Origin of the sequence: Shewanella sp. 5S214 (assembly GCF_041439795.1) — a bacterium.
Lineage (GTDB): Bacteria > Pseudomonadota > Gammaproteobacteria > Enterobacterales > Shewanellaceae > Shewanella > Shewanella vesiculosa.
The window spans coordinates 1-21,130 of the sequence record NZ_JBGOOV010000036.1; the positions used below are offsets into that span (position 1 = coordinate 1).

Below are 21,130 nucleotides of genomic sequence, written 5' to 3' on the forward strand. Positions count from 1 at the left end.
TCCTGTAGCAAAAAGAAAAAATGCCGCTCACCTTAAGTGAACGGCATTACGCTAAACGCCACTCTTTCCAACTACCTTTGCCATCAAATCGTCGGTTTAAAACATTTCGTGAGCAACTGATGCAAGAATCTTTTTTAGTGCCAGACCTTACTTCGGTTGCCGATTCCGTTGGTGCAAGCACCAAAACCGTTACTCGGCTATTTAAAGCAGAAACCGGTATGTCATACCAAGATTGGAGGCATCAATGGCGCTTACTTAAGGCGATTGAGTTACTGTCTAGAGAAATGCAAGTGAATGATGTTTCTCATTGGCTAGGCTTTTCTTCTGACAGTGCGTTTATCGCCTTCTTTAAGAAACAAACGGGGCAGACACCGTTAAGCTTTATGAAAAGTAATACTGTTAAATTGAATTAAACTAATCAAGTAGACAGGCTACTGGCATTACGTAAAGAGATATAAATGATGTTTTGTTGAAATGAGTGGTCAATTTATCCCAAGAAGCAAAGGGGCATAAATGATTTACTCGTCGAGGCTCATTTCTGGACAGAAATGTTTTAGAGTTTTAATCTACTGCCATTAGGAAAATGTATGATTACGAGAGTTGTTAACACCGTTAGTATGGGCCGTAGGTAACTGGTGGATTTTGTGCGGCCTTTTGCATAAAAAGTGACGGTTGCTAAAGGTGAGCATGCCTAAACTTGTTATGTGTATTTGCTTGTATCAACTTGAATATCCTTAAAAGAGCCTGAAGAAACTAGTGTTTTTGAAATCTGGTTGATTACTTTTTTATGATTGGTTTTAGGGATAATAAACAAACCACCCCAATCATCATTTAATTCAAATATCCCGCTCTCAAATTCGAATACCCAAACATAATCATCAGTTACATAGTCTTCCATTATAATTATTGAAGGCTTGAGAGCATTTTTCAATATGTAAAAGACATCAGGAAAATCATCAGATCTATGATCACCGCTAAACTCGATTAAATCATGATCTGATTTATAACCCGGACGGATAAAGAATGAATTCATATAATTTACACATAACGCCTTGCTAAGGAGCGGTTGCGAGTGTTGTTGGCGAAACCAGCGAGTAACAATCCCGCTGCGTTTTTTGCTGCGAACATGAGCAGTTTGTTAGGTGTTTGGGTAATAAACAAGTGAACTTCCTTCTTCAAGAGCTTCTGAATAAAAACCAGTAAAACCTTTATACACATCGGTATTGAAAACCTCTACCTTCAAGGTGTTACCTGTTAAATTTATCACTTAGTCGAAGACATATTTTTAACTTTAATTAGTGCCCGATCAAAAACCTATTTATATCCCCAAGGGGCTGGCGGTAATGCAACTGGTTGAGATAAATCAAACTCAACTTTAAAGTCGCGATTTTCCCTGGTTAACCGATAAGTAAAAGTATTGGCTTCAATCATCATTTGCCACTCGTTAGTGACCGATTTCGTTAAGCCATGTTGCTTAAAGTTGGCAATAGATTCATCGTCTACTGGAAACGTTTGCAAGTTGGCTGTGCCAGTATCACGGGTCTCTCCACCATACATAGTCACTTTGTCATCGCTGCCATCTTTATGGCGATGATCATGCTTTAAGCGCAATCCGGTATCGGTTTGAGTTATCACCCAAGTGCGAGAGTGATCATCGCCAACATGAAATGGAATACGCAGCTGATGATCGGTGCATTCTCTTACATGCATAACTAATGGTTTGCCACTAAAGCCATCTCCTTCACTGCCACCAGCAGTGATCTTACCGGCAAAAGATTTACCACAAAGAGCGCTAATCGCTTCAAAAAATTGCTGTTGCTGTACCGAGTTTGCGGCATAAGCAGGATTAACCAACATAGTGCTACCACACAGTAATACCCCACTAAGGTATCCGCTCAGCCTAATTAACGTTGGCATAATGATCATTCCTTGTTTATCAAATAATTAGATTTTAAAACGATTAAATCGATAAAGAGTCATAGTGTAAAACACTTATCACTATTCGCTACAGTATTAGCGACAGTATTAGCCCACATTACCTTGTTATTGAATCTATTGCTGCTAGAAAAACAAAACCCGCAAATGTTAATGCGGGTTTTATGACAATAAGTTAACGTGTTAGCTTACTTAGCGTATTTAGACTTAGTCGCCCAAGTGGTCGCTTTAGCTGGACGCTTAGCGCCCTGGCTTTTGGGTGCTTGCCCATTTGCCGCTTGACCCGAAGCCTTAGCTGGAGACTTTGGTTTCTGCCCTACTGGCTTAGCACTGCCTTTATCCGCTTTAGTGTTACCTTTACGGTCTTCAAACTGATCGGCAGAAAAACGGGTCATCGCCTTTTGGCCGCCTTGTTCTTTTGCTTTAAGCGACGGCTTTTGGCCCCACTTCACTTTAGTTTGCTCGTTACGCGTTTCTGGTGGTACCAAATGATTTGGACCATTACCAATTAACGACTCTTTACCCATAGCCACTAACGCTTCACGGATCATCGGCCAGCCGACAGGGTCGTGGTAACGTAACAAAAATTTATGCAATTTACGCTGGCGGCCTTTTTTCGGCACTGTCACTTGTTCACTGTCATGTTTAATGTTTTTCAGTGAGTTAAGTTCGGTATGATAAATCGTGGTCGCATTGGCCATCGGCGATGGATAAAAATTTTGTACTTGATCCAATTTAAACTTCTGGCCTTTCAACCATAATGCCAAATTGACCATGTCTTCATCGGTAGTACCAGGATGCGCCGAAATAAAGTACGGAATTAAAAACTGCTCTTTACCGGCCTCTTTAGAAAACTTATCAAACAGCTCTTTAAACTTGTCATAGGTTCCCATACCTGGCTTCATCATTTTACTGAGTGGGCCTTCTTCGGTATGTTCTGGGGCAATTTTTAAATAACCACCCACATGATGTTTAGCTAACTCTCGAATATATTCTGGGTTTTCGATAGCCAAATCGTAACGTACACCCGAAGCGATTAGCACTTTTTTAATGCCAGGTACTTCACGCGCCGCTTTGTATAAGTCGATGGTATGTTTATGGTCGGTGCCCAGATGGCCACAAATAGACGGGAACACACACGATAAACGTCGGCAGGTTTTCTCCGCTTTCTCACTGGTACAACCTAAACGGTACATGTTCGCCGTTGGGCCACCCAAGTCAGAAATAACACCGGTAAAACCTGGCACTTTTTCTTGAATGTCTTTAATTTCTTTGATGATCGACTCTTGCGAGCGACTTTGAATAATTCGCCCTTCATGCTCGGTAATCGAACAGAATGAACAACCACCAAAACAACCACGCATGATATTGATTGACGTCTTAATCATATCGTAAGCTGGGATTTTTTCTTTGCCATACATCGGATGCGGGATGCGTTGATACGGTAAATCGAATACCGCATCCATCTCGTCAGTGTTTAATGGCCACGCTGGTGGGTTTACCCATACACCACGGTTGGCATCATGTGGTTGAAACAAGGCACGGGCACAACCCGGATTTTGCTCTTGGTGCAAAATACGCGAGGCATGGGCATACAAATACTTATCTTCGCTGACCTTGTTATAGGCAGGAAGCAGCACATAGGTTTTTTCCCATGGCTTTGGACGTGGCGGTTGCACGCTAATGGCTTTGGGCGCATCGTTATCAAAAATCTTTTCGTCTGTTGGACCAGATAAATTACTGCAACCAACATCATCAGCACCATATGGGCTAGGTAATGGCTCAATTTTATGTAGTTGGTCAATTTTGCGTGAATCCATGCCGCGCCAACCGGGCATAGGTTCTTTACGCATTGTTGCGGTACCACGAACATCGTCAATATCGCCAATGGCTTCACCCGCAGCAATACGACGTGCAACTTCCATTAATGGTCGTTCAGCATTGCCGTAAATTAAAATATCGGCTTTGGCGTCAAAAATCACACTGCGACGGACTTTATCTGACCAATAATCGTAATGAGCAATACGGCGTAAGCTGGCTTCAATGCCGCCAATCACAACCGGTACATCTTTAAAGGCTTCTTTACAACGCTGGGTGTACACGGTTACCGCACGATCTGGGCGTTTACCACCAATATCTCCGGCAGTATAGGCATCATCATGACGTAACTTGCGGTCTGCTGTGTAACGGTTAATCATCGAATCCATGTTGCCAGCGGTTACCCCAAAAAACAGATTTGGGCGACCTAGCTGCATAAAGTCTTCTTTGTTTGACCAGTCTGGCTGCGAAATAATACCCACACGATAACCTTGAGCTTCTAACATTCGCCCAATCACCGCCATACCAAAGCTAGGATGGTCAACATACGCGTCGCCAGTCACGACAATAATATCGCAACTATCCCAACCTAAAATATCCATCTCTTTGCGAGACATAGGTAAAAAAGGTGCAGTTCCGTAGCATTCAGCCCAAAACTTTGGATAATTAAATAACGTTGACTCAACTTGCATGTATATGACCTACATAAATGGGGAAAACCAGTCTAACTGATCCGATGACAACATCAGCCTACAGCTGAATTTAACGGACGCGGAGTATAGCAGTACAGCGACACTAAGTGTGACTAAAAAAACATCAAAAGTGAAATATTTTTATCCTTTTATAACCTTGTAAAACACATGGGAATATTGCTATTCCCTTATGCTTTCAATGTTATAACCCAAGAAAGAAGCCAATATTAGCGACCGCTAAGGTTAATAGCACAATCCACGTGATTAATACGCCCCAAAAACGGCCAAAATGATAGCCACCTTGACCTTGATTTAACCCAATAGCATGTAATAAGCGCGCCACAATCCAAGCGGTGCCCAAACAATGTATCAAGTAAACTGGCATGCCATTTAATTCAGCCAACGCTAACAAAATAAGTACTATGGGTGCATTTTCAATTAAATTGCCATGCGCTCGAATCGCAATCGATAATCCTTGGTGACCACCATCACCGATACCTATTTTATTTGCGCGACGAAATTTAACCACTCTGTACGATAATGCTAAAACCAATACCGCCGTTAAACCCGCGTATAAACCCGATATCATCAATGTCATGTGTTATTCCTTGAGTCGACTATATTATTGTTATTACATCAATCTTTAACATATTGATGCTATACCAACATTTTGGATCAGTTTGGCTGTAAACACACGCCTTAATCGGTTAATATTCGCGCCAAAACTAGCTCAACACCCTAACAAGAGTGACTATCGCCCAGTGGATAATCAGGATTTTTTAGAAAAACGCCGATTTATTATTAAGTTAGGAAAATACTTACATAAGTTTGGTACGCCTGCGTATCGCTTAGAATCCCACTTGCAAACGGTATGTAGCACGCTCGGTATTGAAGGTTACTTTTTAATATCACCGACTTCGATGACTTTTGTACTGCAACACGATACTGAACAAGAGTATAACCATGTCGCTCGCGTCAAACCTGGTGACCTCGATTTAGGTTCATTAGCACGCACTTTTGAGTTAGTGGAAGAGCTTAGTTCTGGCCAGCGCACTCTGCAAGAAGCGTTAGAGCGCCTAGAAGAAATCGCTAATAAACCCAATCCTTATGGCCATAAACTCACCTTATTAGCTTTTGGCTCAAGTGCGGGTGCCTTTGCCATGTTAATGGGTACTGGTTGGCATGACGTTTTTTGGTCGGCTATTTTAGGCTTACTGGTATACAGCCTCGTTTTTTGGGCTGAACGTTCAAAACGTATTGCAGAAATGCTTGAGCCTATGGCGGCGGTCGTTTGCGCTATCTTGGCGACAGGGATTGCGCAATTTGACCCGAGTATCAATTTACCTGTGACCATTTTATCGGGGATTATTATTTTTGTTCCTGGTCTTGCACTCACGCTTGGCTTGGCGGAGCTTGCCGCCCGCGACTTAATCTCGGGTACTGCACGTATCATGGATGCAGTCATGCAGTTGTTTAAACTGTATTTTGGTGCAGTGCTTGGCATGACCATAGGGAAGGCGATATTTGGCGAAACCATTTATGTCGAACCGATACCACTGCCGCGCTGGGCGATTTGGTCTGCTGTACCGCTATTGTCTATGTCACTGGTGATTATCTTTAAAGCACGCTTAAAAGACTCTCCTTGGGGCGTGTTTGCTGGCATTGTGGCCTTTTTCTCTGCCATGCTCGGCGGTATCTACTTAGGTGAATCTATTGGCATTTTTGTCGGCGCGCTCGCGGTAGGTATTTATTCGAACCTATACGCCCGTTGGATGAAGGCACCAGTGTCGATTGCGTTACTCCAAGGTATTGTTATTCTTGTTCCGGGTAGCAAAACTTATATCGGCTTAAATGCACTTATCTCAGGTGAAACGATGCTGAATCAAGCCCATTTAGGCTCACAAATATTCCTCATTTTTATGTCCTTAATCGCAGGACTCATTTTTGCCAACGTAATAGTACCTCCTCGCCGTTCCTTGTAAGCCTCCGATTATTATATTTCAAACAGCATAAGGGCATGATAAATACAGCCCTTATGTTGTTAACAATCTAAATACCCTTATCTTTTTAGTGGCTAAATGAAATATTTATTTAAGCTACATGTTTGACTATGATGTTATTCAGGTATGATACAAAACAAAGAGGCAACATAATAATTTCATATTAGAAACAATTACCCTTTGTTGCTGACCTCTTAAAAAACATAACAATAAAAATAAGGACGAAGCTATGCCAATCATATTTATGGCAGCATTTATTTTCTTCATCCTGCTGACTTCGCAGAGTGTTCAAGCTGAGGTTGCAGCCACTCAGTCACAGCTAACCGCCAACGATGACTCTGACATCAATGAGCAATCGACAACTAATAAGCACCTTGTTGATAAGGTCGCTAAAATCGTTATTGTTAGTCACCCTATTTTTGATGAGTCAGCACCAGATGCTATATTTTTACATCGCTGGGCTAACTATTTGCACATCAACACCAAAGAATCGACCATTCTCAATAGCTTAAGCTTTGAACAAGGCGATAAGATCACCGAGAAAGATCTGCAAGAAGCGCAGCGATTGTTGCGTTACGAATCTTATATTCGCGATGCTAAAATTAATATTGCCAGAAAAGACCCATTGGCAACCGATAATGTTGAAGATGTGGTGTTAGTCGAAACATGGGATAACTGGTCATTATTACCCACGGTAAGCTTGAGCAAAAATGGTGGCGACACTAAATATTCTTTTGGTATGAAAGAAGATAACCTACTGGGATTAGGGGTTAAAACCAAAATAAAATACCAATCAAGTGCCGATCGTACCGGTTATAAATTAGCTTTTGATGCTCCAGTAAGATGGCTTAAACACGCGAATGTGTCGGTTGATTTTTACGACAACAGTGACGGTCAAGCATCCTCAATTGCCTTTAATAAGCCCTTTTATACCCTCGATAGCCAAAATATGTATGCAGCGTCTTGGTTAACTGACACCCGCATTGATACCATTAGACAAAATGGTCAAGACATTAACGAGTTTGAGCATGTTATTGATTATGCAAACTTAGGTTATGGTTGGTTAGTCGATAAACAAGCGGACCAATTGCATCGTATCAGTGTCGGTATTACCCAAGACCAACATCAATTCAATAATATAGACTTATATCCTCAGTCACCATTACCTTATGATCGTGAATTTATGTATCCATGGATCAGCTACGAATATGTCCAAGATCAATTCACAGTACTAAATAATATTCACCTGATTAATAAAAACGAAGACTTTAATTTGGGTTGGCATCATAGGGTCAGTTTAGGATTAGAAACCAATGACGTCGCTGATAATGCCGATCTCGGCTACCACTTAACCATGCTAAGTACCCGTGGCTGGCAAAAAGACAATCAATTATTGCTCATGACTATCGATGCCCAGACCGATATTCAAACGGGTCAACAGGACTTTTATAATGTCGGTTTAGGGGCTGAATTTTTCCATCAAATTAGCCCTAAGTGGACGGCCTACTCAAAGGCCCGCATTGCCACTTCGCACAATAATTACCTTGACCGAACTTTTGCCCTTGGCGATGAAACCGGCGTGCGCGGTTACCCTAATGACTATCAACATGGTGACAACCAATGGTTACTTACTGGTGAGATCCGTTATTACCCTAATATTAATTTATATCAACTGGCCGAATTAGGCTGGGCAGTATTTGCTGACATTGGCGAAGCAAGCGGCGGCACAGATCAGCAAAATGAAGTCAATGGCCCTATCGGCAGTGTTGGCATCGGCGCGCGCATTTACTCCCCTAAATCAAGCTACGGTAACGTAGCCCATGTTGATATTGCCGTCCCTATCACCACAGGTAATGACATCAATGCCTGGGAATTTAGATTCCAAGTTAAGGACCATTTTTAAAGCGGTAGGTAGACCGTTTAGTTACGATAAACTTTCGCAAAGTAGTCAGCACTAAATGCTTTATGTGCTGCAATGTAGACTTGATGACCAAAAACGGTCTCAACTGGTGGCCACAAAGCCAGCGTGTAAAGCAGCGGCTTAACGAAAAAAGGAGTAAACAATAAATTGTTCACTCCTTTTTTATTCAACAACACGTAAATACTACTGCAACTATCCGTCTTAGTTTAAAAGTGATGTGATATCTGCAACACCACTTCTCGTGGTGCACCAGGGAAATGACCATTACGTTCAGAGAAACCGCTCACGGCATATTGTTTATCAAACAGGTTTTTCACATTTAACTGAAATTGCGTATCTTGCCACCGAGTTGTCCAGCTCATATCAAACACAGTATAAGGCTTAACACGCTGCGCATCCGCGCTGATTTGCTCACTAACATAGTCGGCACCTAATGCAATAGAAGACTGCAAACTGTCAATCTCATAACGCGTCCACAAACCCGCTTGATGTCGCGGCGCATTAATAAACTTAGTGCCATCGGCATAAGTATCGCCCACATCGCCTTGGGTAACGCGGGCATCGTTGTAGGCATAATTGGCCATAATGGTCCAGTCGGTAGTAATATCGCCCACCAGAGTAAACTCAACCCCTTTACTTTCGACCTGCCCTAAACTAACCAAGGCAGGGATACCATCATCAAGACCGGTATAGTCAGGGTTACTCATGGCAACATCTTTTTTGGTAATTTGATACACAGCAACCGTGGTCATCATACTACCGTCAAACCACTGATTTTTAATACCGAACTCAACCTGCTCGCCCATTTCCGGATCTAAACTCGCGTCTTTACTTGCAGTTTCTTGATCGCCAAGGGAGGTCGGATTAAAACTTTCAGCGTAGTTAATATATAACGACGTATCGGTGGAGTATTTATAAACAACACCACCACGCGGTGATACATGGCTATCACTAAACTCAAAGCCAGTTTCTTTGTCAAAATCGTTAAAGTGATCGTAACGTAGTCCCATCAACAACAACCATTTCTCGCTTAAACTAATTTGATCTTGAACATATAAACCCGCGCGTTCGGTTTTAGTGCCATCACGATGTTGATCTTGTAAGTTATAAGTTGAAGGATCTGTTTCACCGTAATTAAGATCAAAAATGTTGAGATTAGCCACCCCGTCAGCCTCGTAACGGGCACGCCAATAATCATAATCGCTGTTTACGTGATGATAATCTGCTCCAAATAATAAGGTTTGCTCAATATCAGTATCTAATCGATATACAAAATCTGACGTCACACTCACTTCTTGGTTAGCGCGATATTGTTTACGATATTCACGTTTAATGGTTTTATCATCAATATTGGCTTTACCATCGCCATTCACATCAACCCAACTTTGTGATTCGTGATACCCCTGAACGCGCTCGTTATCCAGATAACGCACTGTGGTATTAACACTCAACTCATCGCTAAAGTGATGTTGTAAGTTAGCTTGTAATATTGTTGCTTCAAGGTTTTGATAGTCGGATTTTTCATTCGCGTTATAGCTTGAATCCACTAAAAAATTACCCTCATCGTCAACGGGAACACCACGTAAACGATTACCGCCTAAGTCTTGTTTGATATAATCAATGGTGGTTGTGAGCGCTGTATCATCGCCAAGTTGAAATAATAACCCACCAGTCAGCTCGGTGTTTTCAGAGTCTGCATTATTACGAAAGCTGTCTTTTTGTTCATAAAAACCACCTAAACGATAGGCAACTGAATCTGTTAAACCACCTTTAGAATCAATTGACCCGCCCATACGATCGTTATCACCAGTGGTTAATGTCACTTCAGTATCTTGGACAAAGCTCGGCTTTTTATTGACATAATTGATCATCCCGCCAGGTTCTCCACCACCGTATAACGCAGCAGCAGGACCTTTTAACACTTCAACTCGTTCAATATTAAATAACTGCGGTACGCCGAATCCCGAAAAAGGGTCGCCTCTTACACCGTCATAAAACACATTGCTGTCATCGCGAAAACCACGAAAGGTCACTCCCGAGTAACTGTAACTGCTCACCCCCGCAATAGAACGATATAAGTCGGTGATTTCACGTGCCGCTTGGTCAACAATCAACTGTTCATTCAGCACCTGCACCGATTGTGGTAAATCCATAATATCAGTTTCAACTTTGGCACCAACAGACGTAGAAGATTCACGATAAAAGGTCTGTGCCCGCCCCATGACAGTTATTTTCTCAATTGACTGATTCGAATTCACAGTCGATTCATTAGCACTGACACTCAACGCTGGTAATAGTAGGCTTAACACCCCAATATTCGTAACCTTCAAATGCATGACACTTTACCTAGTAACAATCTATCGCTATAAAATTGCGTGCAATATAGCATCAAACACTAATGACAACCATTCTCATTCAATAATTTACATTTGTGATATTTTGTTAATTATTATCCAGCACAGAATATTGCTAGCATGAAGTCATTGCAGTAGGTTGAGTATGCAGCAGTAAATAACAGCCGTTGTTATTCTGTGCATTGGTGTGAGAGTAAATTGAGGAGGTGTTAATTGGTCAAACATGCTATTAGCGACGTATAATCACCCTTTTCAGAATCAGATTATTGAAGTATAAACACACCAATTCGTTTGCAACACAAATGGTTAATAGCAATGATTTTATTGAAATTTTTATAGATAATGACCTTCAATAGTCGTAAACAATAAACTGAGATATCAGCATATAAACACATTGTTCTAAATTGGCGCTAACATATATAGCCTAGCTAAATTCACCTAAACAGAGGTTCACATGACACAACAATGGATTACTATTATTCCTGACCAACCTTTTGCCGGATACCTGAGTTTACCTCCTACAGGCACAGGTCCAGGTCTGGTTTTACTTCAAGAAATTTGGGGAGTGAATGAACACATTCGTGCCGTTGCCGACAGCTATGCGCAAGCTGGTTTTGTGGTTTTCGCTCCTGACGTGTTCTGGCGACTCACTCCACGACTGGATTTAAACTATGATGACGCAGGTACCCAAAAAGCCTTTGAGTGTTACCAAACTCTGGATGCCGATCAGGCTGTTAGCGATGTTGTGACGGCAATTGATTTCCTTAAAACACGCCCAGAGGTCAATGGAAAAATCGGTATTATTGGCTACTGCCTTGGCGGTCAACTGGCCTATCGCAGTGCGGCTGCAAGTGCAGACATCAGCGCAGCTGTATGTTATTACGGTGGCGGTATTGCGAATTATTTAGATGTTGCGCCGCAGCTTAAGCAAGCGATTATGTTCCATCACGGTGCACATGACGAACATATTCCAGCCGATGATGTTGCTAAAATTAAAGCAACGTTTGCTCATCACACTCATGCACAATTTTTTGACTACCCTGCAGGACACGGTTTTAACTGTTGGGGACGTTCAGGCATGTATCATCAACCATCCGCGGCTTTAGCCCAGGGACGTTCACTGGCGTTTCTTGCCGAACAACTCTGCATTTAACCCCCAGCTGTCTGTAACATAAAAGGCCTCACATTGCTGTGAGGCCTTTTATTATAAAGAGGTGAGTTGGCCGATAAGCCGGGTCCTGTCGTGGACAGTTATTCATCTAGGCCTGCAATCGCTCACAGGCTCAAGCAACCTACCCGGTTCCAACGCGAGCAGCGCCATGCGGAACCCTATTTGGTCTTGCTTCGGGTAGAGTTTACCTTGCTACGGACTATTGCTAGCCGCACGGTGCGCTCTTACCGCACCCTTTCACCCTTACCATCTTAGCCGAGGCCAAAATGGCGGTCTCCTCTCTGTTGCACTTGTCGTCGGTTCACACCGCCCAGGCGTTACCTGGTACCCCGCTCTTTGAAGCCCGGACTTTCCTCCCCGTACTTACGTACGCGGCAACTGTCTGGCCAACTCGGCGCGGATTATAGCCTAAGCAGCGCAACAAACCAATGCCAAAGCGACCAGCTTTTTATAAATCCAGTTCTAAACCATATTTATATAGGGCATTTTTCTTTAAACCATGAATTTGCCCAGCTATAGCTGCGGCTTTCTTAAGCGGTAATTCTTCACAAAGTAACTTTAATGTAGCAACTGCAACCGCTGGAATACCTTCTTCATCAGTTAATGTAAAGCCATGGCACATAATGACCATTTCGCCTTTTTGCTGATTATCATCGGCTTCAACCAGTGCCAATACTTCAGCAGCGGTACCCGATAAAAAGGTTTCGAAGGTTTTAGTGACTTCACGAGCCATCACTATTTGTCTATCTTCGCCTAACACCTCAACAATAGCAGCAAGGCTATAAAGAATACGGTGAGGAGATTCGTAAAATATCAGCGTACGAGGATCTTCTTTAAGAAATTCAAGCTTATCGATACGTGCTTTTTCTTTTGAAGGTAAAAAACCTTCAAAACTAAAGCGATCAGACGGTAACCCTGATGCACTTAGGGCGGTAATGGCGGCACAAGCGCCAGGCAGTGGCACGACTCTGTGGCCAGCTTGGCGAACATGATTAACTAAATGATAGCCAGGATCAGAAATTAATGGCGTACCCGCATCAGAAATAAGTGCGATTGATTTACCTTCATTTAACTGTTCAACTATCCATTGCGCTCGGTCACGTTCATTGTGATCATGTAATGCCGTTTTACGGGTTTCAATACCAAAGTGACTCAGCAGCCTTCCGCTATGGCGTGTGTCTTCGCAGGCGATTAAATCAACCTGTTGCAGCACCTCGATTGCCCGAGCGCTGATGTCGCCAAAATTACCAATTGGGGTGGGAACAATATACAGCGCGACCATTTGGTCCATAATTACCTCGATAATGAATCTACCTGAGTCTTTCGCCAAGCGTAAGAGCAGGTTAAACTAGTGACAGCATCTTACCAGAGTGAAGCCAAGTGTTAAAAAGACTGAATACTACAAAATTCGTGTGCGCGTTGATTTTCTCTGTATTGGTGGTCGGTTGTGCCGCCAATAAACAGCAAGATAATATTGACGCAAGTGCATCGCTCGTTGCCGCTGAACATCCAGCTAAAGTTTATTTAGCCCAAGCAACGAACAGCAGTTTACCAGAAAAGCGTGATCGTTATTTATTACTCGCCGCTCACGCTTATATCAATGACGGTAACTTTAATTCTGCCGCTAAAGTATTAACCTCAATGCAGAAGTCGATGGTGACCGTTCCCTCGCTTCAAGCTGAGCATATATACTTGCGCGCGCGCATTGCAGAGAAAACCAATAGCAGCCAAGCTGCGCTGGATATATTACAGTATCCGCCTCATTGGCAGTTACCGCGTTGGCAAATGGCGAGTTATCACCAATTTAAAGCCAAGCTGTATAAGAATACTCAACAGCCAATTGATCAAGTTAAGCAATTAAGCCTGTTAAGTAATTACTTACCAAAATCTGAAACCTCTGCGATTAATAATGTCATTTGGAAGCTTCTACAGCCTTTACATGAAGAAACAGTGCAGTCGTTTATGCGCGATCAGTCTAATCCGATTTTTGCGGGTTGGTTACAATTAACCTATATTGCTAAGCATTATGCGGTTGAACCAACTCAATTAGTGCGTTATTTAGGTGAATGGCAGCGTAATAACCCTAATCATCCTGCGGCGATGAAATTACCTGCAGATCTAGAACAGGCACTCAATGCTAAGCCTTTTAGACCGCAAAATATTGCGGTGTTATTACCATTAAGTGGTCCACGTGCTGTGGTTGCTGAGCCCATTCGTCAGGGGTTAATGTCAAGTTACCTGTCTGACTATGACGCCAATGTATCAATTAACTTTTATGATACTCAGCAAGGTGTTGCTGCCGCTTATCAACAAGCCGTTGCCAAGGGGGCGGAATTTATCATTGGGCCATTATTACCCAATGAAGTTGAAGAATTACAGAAAGTAAATGATAAACAAAAAACCACTATTCCTCAGCTGTATTTGAATCAAACAGACACCTTTACACCACAACCAAATCTGTTTTATTTTTCATTGTCACCCGCGCAAGAAGCCAGTGATGCAGCACGTAAACTGTTTAATGATGGCGTCAAACTGCCATTGCTTTTAGCCAGTAATGACCCGATTGGTAAACGTATGGCCGACAGTTTTCAACAAACATGGCTGACATTAACCAGTAACGATGCCGAAGTGTATTTCTATGATGCTGGCGACCAAATGAAGTTGACTGTTCAAGAAGCATTGGGCGTAAAAGATAGCCAAGCACGTATTAGTAGAATGCGCGATTTATTAGGCAGTCGCTTAGAATCAGATTTTCGTTCTCGCCAAGATATTGATGCGATTTACATGATTTCTGGCTCACAAGATTTAGCCCTGCTAAAACCCTTTTTAGACGTTAACTTTAGTGTGTTCTCTGAACCGGTAACCTTATATACCACTAGCCGGAGCCGCCTTGAAAGTGAGTCAGCACAATCAGCACAAGAGTTAAATAACTTGATCATTAGTGATGTTCCTTGGCTAATGCAATCGAATAGCGAAACTCAAATGGTGTCAGAACTGTGGAGTGGTTGGAATAATAGCCAAAAACGCTTGTATGTCATGGGGTTTGACGCACTTGAGTTGGTTAATCGTTTAGCGCAAATGCGTGCGTTCCCTGGCTATCAATTTATGGGGCGTAGCGGCGCATTATCAGTGAAACCTAATGGCGTGATTGAGCGTCAATTGTCTTGGGGTAAATATACCCAAGGAAAATTAACACCACTATGAACAGTGGACAATTAGCTGAGCAACGTGCACGAACTTATCTTGAACAACAAGGTCTGATATTTGTTGCCGCTAATGTCCGCTATCCATTTGGTGAAATAGATTTGATTATGCGCCAGCAAGATGTGTGGGTGTTTGTGGAAGTCAAATTTAGAGCGTCAAATCAGTTTGGTGGCGCCTTAAATGCACTCACAAATAAGCAAATCACCCGGATAAGATTAGCCGCGGATCATTATTTACAAAGACAAAAATTGAATCCACCTTGTCGCTTTGATGTCATTGCGATGAATATTGATGAAATAAACTGGCTACAAGGCTGTTTTTAAGCGGCAATTGATTACCATAACCTTGATTTATGGCATCATAGAGTCAAATCACCAAGTCTTACTGATGAGCGATATTAAAAAGGCCAATCAGAGACATACGTAGACATAATTTAGCGTAAGGATTGTTGCATGTTAGAACGTATTAAAGATAGTTTCACCGAATCGATTCAAACTAAAATTGATGCTGCTGAAGCATTGCCTGAATCGATTGAAAAAGCGGCCGAGATGATGGTGCAATGTTTACTTGGCGGTAATAAAATTCTGTCATGTGGTAATGGCGGCAGTGCTGGCGATGCTCAACACTTCTCAGCTGAATTATTAAACCGTTATGAAATTGAACGTCCACCTCTACCGGCTATTGCATTAAGCTGTGACACGTCAACCATTACGGCTATCGCCAACGATTATAGCTACGATGAAATTTTCTCGAAGCAAATTTTAGCTTTAGGACAACCTGGTGATATTTTATTAGCGATTTCTACCAGTGGTAACTCAGGTAACATTATTAAAGCCATGGAAGCAGCATTGAGCCGTGACATGACAATTGTTGCATTAACTGGTAAAGACGGCGGCGCAATGGCAGGTTTAATGAGCGCTGGTGATGTAGAAATCCGTGTACCGTCAAACGTGACAGCACGTATTCAGGAAGTTCATTTACTGGTTATTCATTGTTTATGCGATAACATCGATCGCACCTTGTTCCCACAGGACGAACAAGCATGATAAGAGGGTTACTCATCATCTCGATCCTTGCGATGTTGCAGGGATGTGCTGGTGCGGTCATGGTTGGCGCCGTTAGCGGTGCCAAGATGGCAAACGATGAGCGCAGCATGGGCACGCAAATCAGCGATACCAATGCTGACTTTGTTATTGCCAGCGCATTATCAAAACATGATGACCTCAACAATCAAACCCATATCGCTGCCATTGTGATGAACAAAAATGTATTGATGATAGGCCAAGCGCCTAATTCAATGCTGCGCGATAAAGCCGTTAAAGTCGTACAAGATTTACAAATTGGCGGCAAAATACATAATCAAATCCGTATTGGCACACCAACCTCGTTTACCACTCGCAGCAATGACACTTGGGTCACCACCAAAGTAAAAGGCCGCATGCTGAATGAGAAGTCGCTCGATATTACTCGCATTAAAGTCATTACCGAAAACGGCGAAGTGTTTTTGCTTGGGTTAATTGACCGCAAACAAGCTGATTTAGCCGTTGATATCGCTCGAAATACAGCAGGTGTTCGCAAAGTGATTAAGGTTTTTGAATACACTGAATCTTAATCCTGCTGTAGCTAACAACTTATCGTGATTTAAAAAATTCATCCTGCATTTTGCTCGATGAATTTTTTTTGCGATCTTTTGGCTTGTATCCAAGGGATAACCAGTGACGGTAACACAATAAAACTAGCGCCTAACCAACTTAGTCCATCAAGCCATTCGTCAAAAAATAACCAACCCAAGAAAACACAAAACAACAAACCTGTATATTCTGCCACCACAATTTGACTGGCTTGCGCTTGACGATACGCTAAGGCACAAAACCACTGGTATGCGAGTAAAAAGACGTTACTTAATACTGCGATGACCACTAAAGAAACACTTATTCCCTCTATGCCTTGTACTAAGGCCATCACAAAAACTAAAGGCATGCTGAGCAAATTATAAAGCATTAGCGTAACGATTGGACTTTCTGTACTAGGTAACTTGCGCAGTGCCAACTGGTTAATCGCAAACGTAAATGCTGAAATTAATACTGCAATACCAAACCAGTTAATTTCACTTGGGCGCAGTAAAATAATAATGCCAATAAACCCCAAAATAGATGCTAACCAATGCGCTGCAGTAACGGTTTCTTTCAAAAACAAAAATCCCATTAATACAATCATTAATGGCGCTGAGTAAAATAACGAACTCACTGTAGCAATCGGTAGCGCAATTAAGCCCATAACTAAACATACAGCGCCAATAGCGCCGGTATTAGCCCGCACTAAATGCACCTTGACGTGGCGGCTGGTTGGTTTTTTAGCCGCCAACCACAAAGGCAGCAACATGATTACTGATGTTAACTGTCTAATTAACAGAAATGTTGCAGCGCTACTGCCCTCTGGAAGCCATTTTATCGACACATCATACATAGCACTAAAAAGGTTACCGACGACCAATAACATCATGCCGATGGCGATTGTGGATTTCATTGTACTTACAACCTAAGAATCAATAATTGGCTGCATCATATCCTTAGCAATTTATATCGAATAATGATGTTTTTAATCAATGCATGAGTTAAATTCATACATAGTAAATTTTATTAAAATAAACTCATATTTAAGGTGCATATGCGCAAACTACCACCACTGAGGGCACTACAAATATTTGAAGCGGCTGCAAGGCATGCGCACTTTTCTCGGGCGGCAACTGAGCTTTGTATTACTCAAAGTGCGGTATCGCATCAAGTGAGGCTGCTTGAAGCTCATTTTGGTGAACGATTATTTAGCCGCGAAGGCAGGCAACTCTGTTTAACCAGTAAAGGCAGTGTGCTTTATCATGAGCTAGAACGAATATTTAATGAGCTGAATGATTTAAGCATGCAAATCACTGGAGACAGTAATGATCAACTCCGTTTAGCGGTATACAGTTCATTTGCCATTAAGTGGCTCATTCCTCGCTTAAGCGATTTCCATCGATTGCATCCACAAATTAAAATTCGCCTAGATATGATCACCGACGACCCACTGATGAGTGATAGTGTGGCTGATATGTTTATTACTGGCCAAAGTGGCCAACCCGGTTATGTGCATCGCATGTTACACCAAGAGAGACTGATCCCAGTGATTTGTCCTGGGCTGCTCAATACCGACCTCTCGGCACTGAGTGTATTACGTCAGCATGCATTACTTACCGTTGACGAAGGGCCAATAGGCTTCGATTGGGAGCGCTGGTTATCCGTTAATGACATCAGCATAGCCGCGACACAACAACAGCATGTATTTAGCCATGTGTTGTTAGCCATTGAAGCGGCAATTGCCGGTCAGGGTATCGCGCTAGCGTCAGATTTTATGGTAGAGCGAGATATTAGTAAGGGAGCATTAGTCGCGCTTGACTTACCCGCTATGTTGACTGGCTTTGAATTCAATTTTAGCTGTAAACAACGACGTTTAAAGGAACCTGCTATCGCTGCGTTTGTGCAATGGTTAACCAAAAAATAAGCCAGCAATTTGCTGGCTTATCAGTAACAATAGCTAAAGTTTTACTTACACTATAAGGCCAATTTTTTCGTAGACTTTTTTAATGGTCACTTCTGCACGCGCTTGGGCTTTTTCAGCACCTTCCGCCATCACTTGGCTTAGGAATGCATGATCGGCGCGGAACTCTTTAAAGCGAGCTTGTAATGGCTCTAACATACCAACAACCGCTTCACCGGTAGCCACTTTTAAATGGCCATACATTTTGCCTTCAAATTCTGCTTCTAAAGATGCAATCGACTGCCCTGTACAACCTGACATTAAACTCAGTAGATTAGACACACCCGGCTTTTGTTCGATATCAAAACGCACCACTGGCGGCTCTTCACTGTCAGTCATGGCTTTTTTAACTTTCTTTAAAATCGCTTTAGGATCTTCAAGTAAACCAATAACGTTATTGCGGTTATCATCTGATTTGGACATTTTCTTTAGTGGGTCTTGCAGTGACATGACCTTAGCACCATGCTCAGGAATAAACGGCTCAGGAATAGTAAACGTGTCGCCATAAGCATTGTTAAAACGAGTGGCAATATCGCGAGTCAACTCTAAGTGCTGCTTCTGATCTTGACCAACTGGGATTTCATTAGCTTGATACAGCAAAATATCTGCCGCCATGAGCACAGGATAACCATATAGCCCAACGTTAATGTTATTAGCATGCTTTAAAGACTTATCTTTAAACTGGGTCATGCGGTTTAACTCACCCATTTGGGTGTAACAGTTTAATACCCAACCAAGTTGAGTATGCTGCGGCACTTGCGACTGAATAAATACGGTGCTTTTTTTAGGGTCAACACCACACGCAAGGTACAAGGCTAATGTATCTAAACAGGCTTCACGGAGTAACTTAGGATCTTGACGAACCGTGATGGCATGTAAATCAACAACACAATATAGGCAATCATGACTATCTTGCATGGCAACCCATTGACGAAGTGCGCCCATATAATTACCTATGGTTAATTCGCCTGATGGCTGCGCACCGCTGAGTACTATGGGTTTAGTCATGTGTTTTATTGCTCCAGATTATCTTTTTGAAAATTAAAATTATTATGAAAGTAAGTATTGCTCTATATCAGCAAAATTTTCGCATACCGCATGGGGATGACTTAGGCCGATATCTTCGCCGTAGTTGTAGCCATAGGTCAAGCCAATAGACATAACATTGGCAGCTTTAGCTGCTAAAATATCATTCTTTGAATCACCAATCATCAGTAATTGCGACTCATCCAATTGCCACTGTCCAAGCAAATGCTGCAACGGCATAGGATCCGGCTTCATTTTGGCTAATGAATCGCCGCCGAGCACTTCGCTAAACACATCATCGAGACCAAAAGCACTTAATATCGGCAAGGTAAAACGATAAGGTTTATTGGTGACGATAGCCAGTTTAAAACCAGCTTGTTTTAGCTTTTGTAACGTGGTGATCACCCCAGAGTACAAACGACTATGCGTATGTAAATGCTCACTATAGTAAAGCATAAATAGTGGCATCGTTTTCTCAAGTAATGCCTGTAGCTCAGGAGTATTTTCTGCCATGCCAGAGGCATAACTTAATGCACGTTGCATTAATACACGCGCACCATTTCCGACCCAACTCAGCACCAGCGCTTCTGTTACGGGTGGATATTGGCATTGTGCTAATGTGGCATTGGTGGCTGCAGCTAAATCAGGCACACTGTCGATTAATGTACCATCTAAATCAAAAGCGATAGCGCTAATGTTTGACCATTGCATCATGTTAAGTCCTAATAATACGAAAAGACGTTATGATACCGTAGCAAGTTCTGCACGCATTTGATCAATAACAACTTTATAATCTGGTTGATTAAAAATTGCCGAACCCGCGACAAACATATCTGCACCGGCAGCCGCGATTTCAGCAATATTGTCGACCTTTACGCCACCATCGACTTCTAAACGAATATCAAACCCACTCGCATCAATGAGTGCACGAACTTGGCGAAGTTTGTCTAATGTATGCGGAATAAATGACTGACCACCGAAACCTGGGTTAACCGACATCAATAAAATAACATCAAGTTTGTCCATTACGTGATCTAAATAATGCAATGGTGTGCCGGGATTTAAGACTAAACCAGCTTTGCAGCCAGATTCTTTAATAAGCTGTAAGGTACGATCAACATGCTCTGAAGCTTCTGGGTGAAAAGTAATAATTGAAGCGCCAGCTTTAGCAAAGTCAGGAATAATACGATCGACGGGTTTTACCATTAAATGTACATCAATATCTGCAGTGATGCCGTAATTACGCAGTGCAGTACATACCATAGGGCCAATGGTTAAATTAGGAACATAGTGATTGTCCATTACGTCAAAGTGAACAACATCCGACCCCGCATCTAATACGGCTTTAACATCATCACCTAAACGGGCAAAATCGGCGGACAAAATTGATGGTGCAATTAAAAATGGGCGCATAATCTTCTCTATTGGCAGATCAA

At 42.3% G+C, this 21,130-nt stretch carries 19 protein-coding genes and 1 other RNA gene; 9 read left to right on the plus strand and 11 right to left on the minus strand.

Going from position 1 to position 21,130, the window contains the following annotated elements:
• The first annotated feature begins 20 nt into the window (after nucleotides 1-20).
• Nucleotides 21-413, plus strand: coding sequence for a helix-turn-helix domain-containing protein (locus tag ACED29_RS18810; protein ID WP_371698394.1), 393 nt, complete (start codon nucleotides 21-23; stop codon nucleotides 411-413).
• A 287-nt stretch (nucleotides 414-700) separates the two neighbouring features.
• Here the strand turns inward: ACED29_RS18810 and ACED29_RS18815 are convergent, their stop codons facing one another.
• From ACED29_RS18815 to ACED29_RS18830, 4 genes are all read right to left on the minus strand, one after another.
• A complete protein-coding gene (locus ACED29_RS18815; RefSeq protein WP_371698396.1) occupies nucleotides 701-1,033 on the minus strand; it encodes a hypothetical protein in 333 nt (110 codons plus the stop codon).
• Between the two features lie 281 nt (nucleotides 1,034-1,314).
• Nucleotides 1,315-1,917 (minus strand): hypothetical protein, encoded by a 603-nt coding sequence (locus ACED29_RS18820; protein ID WP_371698398.1) that lies wholly within the window; start codon nucleotides 1,915-1,917, stop codon nucleotides 1,315-1,317.
• Between the two features lie 206 nt (nucleotides 1,918-2,123).
• Nucleotides 2,124-4,445: a YgiQ family radical SAM protein gene (locus ACED29_RS18825; RefSeq protein WP_182723107.1), complete on the minus strand. Its 2,322-nt coding sequence runs from the start codon at nucleotides 4,443-4,445 to the stop codon at nucleotides 2,124-2,126.
• 202 nt (nucleotides 4,446-4,647) lie between these two features.
• Nucleotides 4,648-5,043 carry an MAPEG family protein gene (locus tag ACED29_RS18830; protein WP_371698399.1) on the minus strand — a complete coding sequence of 132 codons (396 nt, stop codon included), beginning with the start codon at nucleotides 5,041-5,043 and terminating at the stop codon, nucleotides 4,648-4,650.
• Nucleotides 5,044-5,206: 163 nt separating this feature from the next.
• Between ACED29_RS18830 and ACED29_RS18835 the strand changes: the two genes are divergently transcribed.
• Nucleotides 5,207-6,427 carry a threonine/serine exporter ThrE family protein gene (locus tag ACED29_RS18835; RefSeq protein WP_124017546.1) on the plus strand — a complete coding sequence of 407 codons (1,221 nt, stop codon included), beginning with the start codon at nucleotides 5,207-5,209 and terminating at the stop codon, nucleotides 6,425-6,427.
• Nucleotides 6,428-6,689: 262 nt separating this feature from the next.
• The gene (locus ACED29_RS18840) at nucleotides 6,690-8,348 is read left to right on the plus strand and encodes a ShlB/FhaC/HecB family hemolysin secretion/activation protein (RefSeq protein ID WP_371698412.1); all 1,659 of its coding nucleotides are present in this window, start codon (nucleotides 6,690-6,692) and stop codon (nucleotides 8,346-8,348) included.
• Between the two features lie 224 nt (nucleotides 8,349-8,572).
• On the opposite strand, the gene ACED29_RS18845 is transcribed toward ACED29_RS18840, so the two are convergent.
• A complete protein-coding gene (locus ACED29_RS18845; protein ID WP_371698400.1) occupies nucleotides 8,573-10,702 on the minus strand; it encodes a TonB-dependent siderophore receptor in 2,130 nt (709 codons plus the stop codon).
• Between the two features lie 472 nt (nucleotides 10,703-11,174).
• On the opposite strand from ACED29_RS18845, the gene ACED29_RS18850 reads away from it, so the two are divergent.
• On the plus strand, nucleotides 11,175-11,873 hold the full coding sequence (locus tag ACED29_RS18850; RefSeq protein WP_182697776.1) for a dienelactone hydrolase family protein: 699 nt from the start codon (nucleotides 11,175-11,177) through the stop codon (nucleotides 11,871-11,873).
• Nucleotides 11,874-11,931: 58 nt separating this feature from the next.
• Here the strand turns inward: ACED29_RS18850 and rnpB are convergent.
• Both rnpB and rsmI read right to left on the minus strand, forming a co-directional pair.
• An RNA gene (gene rnpB / locus ACED29_RS18855) (RNase P RNA component class A) lies at nucleotides 11,932-12,285 on the minus strand.
• Nucleotides 12,286-12,339: 54 nt separating this feature from the next.
• Complete coding sequence (gene rsmI / locus ACED29_RS18860; protein ID WP_124017508.1) at nucleotides 12,340-13,182, minus strand: 16S rRNA (cytidine(1402)-2'-O)-methyltransferase; 843 nt, start codon at nucleotides 13,180-13,182, stop codon at nucleotides 12,340-12,342.
• An 89-nt stretch (nucleotides 13,183-13,271) separates the two neighbouring features.
• On the opposite strand from rsmI, the gene ACED29_RS18865 reads away from it, so the two are divergent.
• From ACED29_RS18865 to dolP, 4 genes are all read left to right on the plus strand, one after another.
• Entirely contained in the window at nucleotides 13,272-15,095 is a 1,824-nt protein-coding gene (locus ACED29_RS18865) for a penicillin-binding protein activator (RefSeq protein ID WP_124017507.1), read from the plus strand.
• Complete coding sequence (locus tag ACED29_RS18870; protein WP_182697763.1) at nucleotides 15,092-15,418, plus strand: YraN family protein; 327 nt, start codon at nucleotides 15,092-15,094, stop codon at nucleotides 15,416-15,418. The genes ACED29_RS18865 and ACED29_RS18870 overlap by 4 nt, the downstream gene beginning before the upstream one ends.
• A 129-nt stretch (nucleotides 15,419-15,547) precedes the next feature.
• The gene (locus ACED29_RS18875) at nucleotides 15,548-16,141 is read left to right on the plus strand and encodes a phosphoheptose isomerase (protein ID WP_124017505.1); all 594 of its coding nucleotides are present in this window, start codon (nucleotides 15,548-15,550) and stop codon (nucleotides 16,139-16,141) included.
• A complete protein-coding gene (gene dolP / locus ACED29_RS18880) occupies nucleotides 16,138-16,707 on the plus strand; it encodes a division/outer membrane stress-associated lipid-binding lipoprotein (protein WP_124017504.1) in 570 nt (189 codons plus the stop codon). Before ACED29_RS18875 ends, dolP begins: the two co-directional genes overlap by 4 nt.
• A 38-nt stretch (nucleotides 16,708-16,745) precedes the next feature.
• Here the strand turns inward: dolP and ACED29_RS18885 are convergent, their stop codons facing one another.
• Nucleotides 16,746-17,621 (minus strand): DMT family transporter, encoded by an 876-nt coding sequence (locus ACED29_RS18885; RefSeq protein WP_371698402.1) that lies wholly within the window; start codon nucleotides 17,619-17,621, stop codon nucleotides 16,746-16,748.
• A 141-nt stretch (nucleotides 17,622-17,762) separates the two neighbouring features.
• Between ACED29_RS18885 and ACED29_RS18890 the strand changes: the two genes are divergently transcribed.
• Nucleotides 17,763-18,632: a LysR substrate-binding domain-containing protein gene (locus ACED29_RS18890; protein ID WP_371698403.1), complete on the plus strand. Its 870-nt coding sequence runs from the start codon at nucleotides 17,763-17,765 to the stop codon at nucleotides 18,630-18,632.
• 45 nt (nucleotides 18,633-18,677) lie between these two features.
• Here ACED29_RS18890 and trpS read toward each other — a convergent pair whose 3' ends face one another.
• Genes trpS through rpe form a run of 3 tightly spaced genes read right to left on the minus strand, consistent with a single transcriptional unit; the run spans nucleotide 18,678 to nucleotide 21,107 of the window.
• The gene (trpS, locus tag ACED29_RS18895) at nucleotides 18,678-19,676 is read right to left on the minus strand and encodes a tryptophan--tRNA ligase (RefSeq protein WP_124017501.1); all 999 of its coding nucleotides are present in this window, start codon (nucleotides 19,674-19,676) and stop codon (nucleotides 18,678-18,680) included.
• A 42-nt stretch (nucleotides 19,677-19,718) separates the two neighbouring features.
• The gene (locus tag ACED29_RS18900; protein ID WP_124017500.1) at nucleotides 19,719-20,408 is read right to left on the minus strand and encodes a phosphoglycolate phosphatase; all 690 of its coding nucleotides are present in this window, start codon (nucleotides 20,406-20,408) and stop codon (nucleotides 19,719-19,721) included.
• A gap of 27 nt (nucleotides 20,409-20,435) precedes the next feature.
• The gene (gene rpe / locus ACED29_RS18905) at nucleotides 20,436-21,107 is read right to left on the minus strand and encodes a ribulose-phosphate 3-epimerase (RefSeq protein ID WP_124017499.1); all 672 of its coding nucleotides are present in this window, start codon (nucleotides 21,105-21,107) and stop codon (nucleotides 20,436-20,438) included.
• Nucleotides 21,108-21,130 lie beyond the last annotated feature (23 nt).

Coding starts and splice junctions, on each gene's coding strand:
- ACED29_RS18900 (WP_124017500.1), bottom strand. CDS start 20,408: ATGATGCAATGGTCAAACATTAGCGCTATCGCTTTTGATTTAGATGGT.
- ACED29_RS18820 (WP_371698398.1), bottom strand. CDS start 1,917: ATGCCAACGTTAATTAGGCTGAGCGGATACCTTAGTGGGGTATTACTG.
- dolP (WP_124017504.1), top strand. CDS start 16,138: ATGATAAGAGGGTTACTCATCATCTCGATCCTTGCGATGTTGCAGGGA.
- ACED29_RS18845 (WP_371698400.1), bottom strand. CDS start 10,702: ATGCATTTGAAGGTTACGAATATTGGGGTGTTAAGCCTACTATTACCA.
- rsmI (WP_124017508.1), bottom strand. CDS start 13,182: ATGGACCAAATGGTCGCGCTGTATATTGTTCCCACCCCAATTGGTAAT.
- ACED29_RS18875 (WP_124017505.1), top strand. CDS start 15,548: ATGTTAGAACGTATTAAAGATAGTTTCACCGAATCGATTCAAACTAAA.
- ACED29_RS18890 (WP_371698403.1), top strand. CDS start 17,763: ATGCGCAAACTACCACCACTGAGGGCACTACAAATATTTGAAGCGGCT.
- ACED29_RS18810 (WP_371698394.1), top strand. CDS start 21: ATGCCGCTCACCTTAAGTGAACGGCATTACGCTAAACGCCACTCTTTC.
- ACED29_RS18830 (WP_371698399.1), bottom strand. CDS start 5,043: ATGACATTGATGATATCGGGTTTATACGCGGGTTTAACGGCGGTATTG.
- trpS (WP_124017501.1), bottom strand. CDS start 19,676: ATGACTAAACCCATAGTACTCAGCGGTGCGCAGCCATCAGGCGAATTA.
- ACED29_RS18870 (WP_182697763.1), top strand. CDS start 15,092: ATGAACAGTGGACAATTAGCTGAGCAACGTGCACGAACTTATCTTGAA.
- ACED29_RS18850 (WP_182697776.1), top strand. CDS start 11,175: ATGACACAACAATGGATTACTATTATTCCTGACCAACCTTTTGCCGGA.
- ACED29_RS18885 (WP_371698402.1), bottom strand. CDS start 17,621: ATGAAATCCACAATCGCCATCGGCATGATGTTATTGGTCGTCGGTAAC.
- ACED29_RS18840 (WP_371698412.1), top strand. CDS start 6,690: ATGGCAGCATTTATTTTCTTCATCCTGCTGACTTCGCAGAGTGTTCAA.
- ACED29_RS18825 (WP_182723107.1), bottom strand. CDS start 4,445: ATGCAAGTTGAGTCAACGTTATTTAATTATCCAAAGTTTTGGGCTGAA.
- ACED29_RS18815 (WP_371698396.1), bottom strand. CDS start 1,033: ATGAATTCATTCTTTATCCGTCCGGGTTATAAATCAGATCATGATTTA.
- rpe (WP_124017499.1), bottom strand. CDS start 21,107: ATGCGCCCATTTTTAATTGCACCATCAATTTTGTCCGCCGATTTTGCC.